Genomic DNA, 6,334 nt, shown 5'->3' on the forward strand with positions numbered 1-6,334 from the left:
CCTTTATGGAAATTACAACCTTGGGGATAAAGGTAATAGGACCAGAAAGGACTGCTACGGAAAAGACCAAGGCCTAAAGGGAGAAGTAGGTCCTGAGGGGAATGGATACCAAGGCTGGAAGCCGAAACTTTATAACGACGACCACCATCAAATATGAAAAGAACCGAATCAAAATGGTTAGACTCGGAAAAAAGGCTACGTAGTTTATCACTTTCGCTAGAAAATACTAATACTGAACACATTATGGATTAAGATTGTAATGAAGACACAAAGGTAGGAAGGAAAAGAAGGGAAACAAACACGCACGTGACCGAATGCTTACGGACAACTATCGTTGTCTGATTAGTCGACTAGAGTTGACTGGATAGCCGACTGGAGTCGTCTGTTATTAAACAGTTGCTTTTCATTCGGGATATATATGCTATTTGCCTGTTTCTATTAATATAGCAAGTATTGGTTCTCACTATGTGGTGAAACTGTGAAATACATATTCTGTGAAGGATGTGAATACCGTGTTTTATATGATTTGTTCACAGGAAGTGTCTGTAAATGAGATGATATGGATCGTGTGAAGAACGTGGAGGACGGATAATGAAGTTAAGATTGGCAAGATTATGGAGGGATTATTACTGGATGTAGAATAAAATTCGTAGCTTTGCTGCATCATTATATAAAGAAGATTATGATCGAAGTTGTAGAATCAGCCTTACAAAAGGCTGCGGGTGAAGGAATGGATGAATTTATCCAGGCGTTTACAGATAAATATAAAGAGGTAATCGGTGGTGAATTGACTGCGGAGACGATGCCTCTGTTGACGGGAGAACAACATTCTTTGCTGGCTTATCAGATTTTTCGTGATGAGATGATGGTTGGCGGGTTCTGTCAATTGATTCAGAATGGCTATGGTGGTTATATCTTTGATAATCCGTTTGCGAAAGTGATGCGTTTGTGGGGAGCGGAAGAGTTTTCGAAATTAGTTTATAAGGCTAAGAAAATCTTTGATGCCAACCGGAAAGATTTGGAAAAGGAACGGACGGATGATGAATTTATGGCTATGTACGAGCAATATGAAGCTTTTGATGAGTTGGAAGAAGCCTATTTAGAGATGGAAGAACAAGTCACAGCATTGATTGCAAGCTACGTAGATGATCATTTGGAACTTTTTGCAAAAATAATAAAGTAACGGATGCAGTATTTTTTAAGTACTTGCATTTATTAATTATGAATTAGAATTTATATCTTTGCAAAATCTAAAAAATATGTTTATGAAACAAGTGAAATTTTTCTTGGTGGCTTTGATGGTATTAACAAGTGTGTCTTTTACTTCTTGTATGAAAGGGGAAGATAATACTGTTGTTCCTGTGTTTGGTATTATCACTCTAAAGAGTAATTTTCTACAATGTGAATTTCAAGTAGCAGGGGGAGGGGTTACTTTTGTATCAAATAAAACAGTCGAGAGTTTGATGAATGCCAATCCTGGTGATATTGTATTTTTAAGTGCTCAATATGATACAGAAACACAACCGGTTGACCAAAGTACATCTAAAATTTATGTTGATGTAAATTTTGCTGTAAAAATAAATGGCAATGTGTCAACTGGCTCATATGATACGGAAGCTAGTAAATCTTTAGCTAATCGTACAATTATACCTCTAAGTAATTATCAAGGTGCTGTACCTTCGATGTATGGTTCAGATTGGGTTGTTATTCCTATTCCTTATTATACAGAAAAATATGAAAATATTTCTCAGCATTCGTTTACGTTGGCCTATCTTAAAGATGAAGAGGTTAAAAATTCTACATTGAAATTGCATTTGTATCATAATTCATTGGAAACTATTGACAAAGAAAAGACGGTAAATGTTACTTATAATTCGTATGAAGCCTATAAAGCATTCAATATAAGTTCTTTAGTCTCTTCTTTTAAAGCTGATAATGGTGGAAAAAACCCTCAAAAGATTGTTGTTGTAACTCAAGAAGGTAGTTCTTCTGTTGAAATCACAGGAGAAAATACTGATAAGTACACAGAGAAAGAATATAATGTTGAAGGTTATACTGCAAAATAACATTGAACTACAAGGAACTATTTAACATAGCAATGAAATTGATTTCCTCTCCGGCCAAGGCCTGGGAGGAAATTTCTATGGAAGAGGATAGGCGAAAAGTATATATGGCTTTTGTCTATCCTATGATTGGTTTATGCGGTCTGTCCGTATTCATCGGTTCGTTATTGACGAATGGGTGGGGAGGTCCGCAAAGTTTCCAGATAGCTATGACCAATTGTTGTGCCGTAGCTGTAGCCCTGTTCGGTGGCTATTTTCTGGCAGCTTATGCCATCAATGAAATGGGAACAAGGATGTTTGGTCTGCATAGCAATATGCCGTTGACACAACAGTTTGCAGGATATGCATTGGTTGTGTCTTTCCTGCTTCAGATAGTAACCGGACTATTACCTGATTTTAGAATTATTGCTTGGTTGCTGCAGTTCTACATCGTCTATGTGGTATGGGAGGGAGTTCCTATACTGATGGGAGTAGAAGAAAAACAACGATTAAAATACACCCTTTTGTCGTCTGTATTGTTAATACTATGTCCGGCGGTGATACAGATCGTGTTTAATAGACTGACGGCTATACTTAATTAATGAGTAAAGATGAAACAACCTCCTGTAAATATAAAGAATAAGCGGGCTACGTTTGATTACGAGCTGATAGATACCTACACAGCAGGTATTGTATTGACCGGTACGGAAATAAAATCCATTCGTTTGGGAAAAGCCAGTCTGGTAGATACGTTTTGCTATTTTACGAAAGGCGAATTGTGGGTGAAGAATATGCACATCGCCGAATATTTCTATGGATCGTACAATAACCATACGGCACGTAGAGAGAGGAAGTTGTTGCTTAATAAAAAAGAATTGGAGAAACTTCAGCGGGAGATGAAAAATCCCGGCTTTACGATTGTTCCTGTACGCTTGTTTATCAATGAGAAAGGTTTGGCGAAACTGGTAGTCGCTTTGGCGAAAGGTAAGAAAGAATACGATAAACGAGAATCTATAAAGGAGAAAGACGACCGTAGAGATATGGCAAGAATGTTCAAGCGGTAACTAAAAGCCGCTATAAGATAAACACCAGACTGCGAAGAGTCTGGCAGAAGATGGCAGAGTAGGTAATTAGGTATTAATGTGATAGGGTAATGAAAAAGACAATTTCTCAAGTCGTATCCGAGCGCATCCTTATTCTGGATGGGGCAATGGGTACAATGATTCAACAATATAACCTCAAGGAAGAAGATTTTCGTGGTGAACGGTTTGCGCATATTCCCGGACAGTTGAAAGGGAATAACGACTTATTGTGTCTCACACGTCCCGACGTGATTCAGGATATTCATCGTAAATACCTGGAAGCAGGTGCGGATATCATCGAAACCAATACATTCAGTTCGACTACAGTTTCTATGGCTGATTATCACGTAGAAGAATACGTGCGTGAGATGAATCTGGCAGCCGTAAAACTAGCCCGTGATCTTGCCGACGAGTACACTGCAAAGAATCCCGATAAACCGCGTTTTGTAGCCGGCTCTGTGGGACCAACCAATAAGACTTGCTCTATGAGCCCGGACGTGAACAATCCGGCTTATCGTGCTTTGAGTTACGACGAACTGGCTGCATCCTATCAGCAACAGATGGAAGCAATGCTTGAAGGTGGCGTAGACGCCATTCTGATCGAAACAATCTTTGATACCCTGAATGCCAAAGCTGCTGTTTTTGCAGCCGAACAAGCAATGAAAGCAACAGGCGTCGAAGTCCCTGTCATGTTATCTCTAACAGTGTCCGATATTGGCGGACGAACATTGTCCGGCCAGACATTGGACGCATTTCTTGCTTCCGTGCAACATGCCAATATCTTTTCTGTCGGTTTAAACTGTTCTTTCGGAGCCCGTCAATTGAAACCATTTCTGGAACAACTGGCAGCTCGTGCACCTTATTATATTAGTGCTTATCCGAATGCCGGATTACCGAATAGCCTGGGTAAGTATGACCAGACACCTGCTGATATGGCTCACGAAGTGAGAGAATATATCGAAGAAGGACTAATCAATATCATTGGCGGCTGTTGTGGAACGACGGATGCCTATATTGCCGAATATCCCGCCCTCGTGAAAGGTGCTAAACCACACGTCCCTGCTCTTGCACCGGATTGTATGTGGCTTTCCGGGCTTGAACTATTGGAAGTCAAACCGGAAATTAACTTTGTAAATGTCGGCGAACGTTGCAACGTAGCCGGTTCGCGTAAGTTTCTCCGTCTGGTAAACGAAAAGAAATATGATGAAGCTCTCTCCATCGCCCGTCAACAAGTGGAAGATGGTGCTTTGGTGATTGACGTCAATATGGACGACGGATTATTGGATGCAAAGGAGGAGATGACTACTTTCCTGAATCTTATCATGTCCGAACCGGAAATAGCCCGTGTTCCGGTAATGATTGACTCTTCCAAATGGGAAGTGATTGAAGCCGGCCTGAAATGTCTGCAAGGAAAGTCAATCGTTAACTCCATTTCTCTGAAAGAAGGCGAGGAAGTTTTCCTCGAACATGCCCGTATCATCCGCCAATATGGAGCGGCCGCCGTCGTAATGGCTTTTGATGAGAAAGGTCAGGCAGATACAGCCGCCCGTAAAATAGAAGTTTGCGAACGGGCTTACCGTCTTTTGGTAGATAAAGTAGGTTTTAATCCTCATGATATTATTTTTGACCCCAATGTACTTGCCGTAGCCACAGGGATTGAAGAACATAATAACTATGCCGTAGATTTCATTGAAGCTACCGCATGGATCAAAAAGAACCTTCCGGGTGCTCATATTAGCGGAGGAGTCAGTAACCTTTCTTTCTCTTTCCGTGGCAATAATTATATCCGTGAGGCGATGCACGCTGTATTCCTTTATCATGCCATTCAGCAAGGAATGGACATGGGGATTGTGAATCCGGGTACTTCCGTGTTATATAGTGATATCCCGACCGATGTATTGGAAAAGATAGAAGATGTCGTCTTGAATCGTCGTCCGGACGCTGCGGAACGTCTGATAGAATTGGCGGAATCGCTGAAAGCAACTATGAGCGGAACTGCCGGACAACCAGCTGCCAAACAAGATGCGTGGAGAGAAGAATCCGTTCAGGAACGCTTGAAATATGCCTTGATGAAAGGAATCGGAGATTTCCTTGAACAGGATTTGGCAGAAGCATTACCGCTTTATGATAAAGCAGTCGATGTGATTGAAGGCCCGTTGATGGATGGAATGAATTATGTAGGCGAGTTGTTTGGTGCCGGTAAGATGTTCCTTCCCCAGGTTGTGAAGACTGCCCGTACGATGAAAAAAGCCGTAGCTATCCTGCAGCCGATTATCGAATCGGAAAAAGTGGAAGGAAGCGCCGCGGCTGGAAAAGTGTTGCTGGCAACTGTAAAGGGCGATGTGCACGATATTGGAAAAAATATTGTAGCGGTGGTGATGGCTTGCAATGGTTATGATATTGTAGACTTGGGAGTGATGGTGCCGGCGGAAACCATTGTGCAGCGTGCCATTGAAGAAAAAGTGGATATGATCGGATTGAGTGGTCTGATTACTCCCTCTTTGGAAGAAATGGCGCATGTGGCTTTGGAACTCGAAAAAGCAGGACTGGATATTCCTCTTCTGATTGGTGGGGCCACTACATCGAAAATGCATACGGCATTGAAGATTGCTCCTGTCTATCACGCTCCGGTGGTACATCTGAAAGATGCTTCCCAGAATGCAAGTGTTGCTTCCAAATTATTGAATCCACAGCTGAAAGCCGAATTGGTGAACGAACTGAATAGCGAATATGAGGCGCTTCGTGAAAAAAGCGGTCTGCTGAAACGTGAAACGGTTTCATTGGAAGAGGCGCAGAAAAATAAGTTGAATCTGTTTTAAATAGTATCACAATGAAAAAGATTTTCTCTTTCTTATGTCTGATTGCAGCAATAGTTGTTGCTATGAGCGCATGTTCTTCTACCAAAGAAGAAAAAGGAACGTCCGAAACCGGAAATGCTGCTTTGGATAATATCTTCGCACGTAAAAGTGTGCGTACTTAGGGATATTCAGTAAATGTTCCTCTTTCTAAAAAATCAAGAGAAAAGCTTTGCTTTACGTGAGCTTTTCTCTTGATTTTTTCGTTCAACTCTCCCAGTCTTCTATCTTTTTTGTAGAATATTGTTTACATATTCTTATTTTTTCCTTCCCACCCATGCATTATGTACATGTCTTTTTTAGGGGAAGTTAAAACCTCTCCTGTTTTTCCTGTTATTTTAGTTAGATTATGCTG

The 6,334-nt window shown here is 41.1% G+C and carries 5 protein-coding genes and 1 pseudogene; all 6 read left to right on the forward strand.

Annotated elements, in window-relative coordinates; translation table 11 throughout:
* The first annotated feature begins 682 nt into the window (after window positions 1-682).
* Window positions 683-1,183 (forward strand): DMP19 family protein, encoded by a 501-nt coding sequence (locus HMPREF0106_RS00315; RefSeq protein WP_008021714.1) that lies wholly within the window; start codon window positions 683-685, stop codon window positions 1,181-1,183.
* A gap of 82 nt (window positions 1,184-1,265) precedes the next feature.
* Window positions 1,266-2,066 carry a hypothetical protein gene (locus tag HMPREF0106_RS25480; protein WP_009041296.1) on the forward strand — a complete coding sequence of 267 codons (801 nt, stop codon included), beginning with the start codon at window positions 1,266-1,268 and terminating at the stop codon, window positions 2,064-2,066.
* Between the two features lie 32 nt (window positions 2,067-2,098).
* Window positions 2,099-2,644, forward strand: a complete 546-nt coding sequence (locus tag HMPREF0106_RS00310) for a Yip1 family protein (protein WP_008643257.1) — start codon at window positions 2,099-2,101, stop codon at window positions 2,642-2,644.
* 9 nt (window positions 2,645-2,653) lie between these two features.
* On the forward strand, window positions 2,654-3,106 hold the full coding sequence (smpB, locus tag HMPREF0106_RS00305; RefSeq protein ID WP_008643258.1) for an SsrA-binding protein: 453 nt from the start codon (window positions 2,654-2,656) through the stop codon (window positions 3,104-3,106).
* Window positions 3,107-3,195: 89 nt separating this feature from the next.
* On the forward strand, window positions 3,196-5,943 hold the full coding sequence (gene metH, locus HMPREF0106_RS00300) for a methionine synthase (protein WP_009041297.1): 2,748 nt from the start codon (window positions 3,196-3,198) through the stop codon (window positions 5,941-5,943).
* Between the two features lie 11 nt (window positions 5,944-5,954).
* Window positions 5,955-6,098, forward strand: a pseudogene (locus tag HMPREF0106_RS26590) (nitroreductase family protein); the annotation flags it as partial.
* Between the last annotated feature and the right edge of the window lie 236 nt (window positions 6,099-6,334).

This window comes from Bacteroides sp. D22 (genome assembly GCF_000163675.1).
Lineage (GTDB): Bacteria > Bacteroidota > Bacteroidia > Bacteroidales > Bacteroidaceae > Bacteroides > Bacteroides xylanisolvens.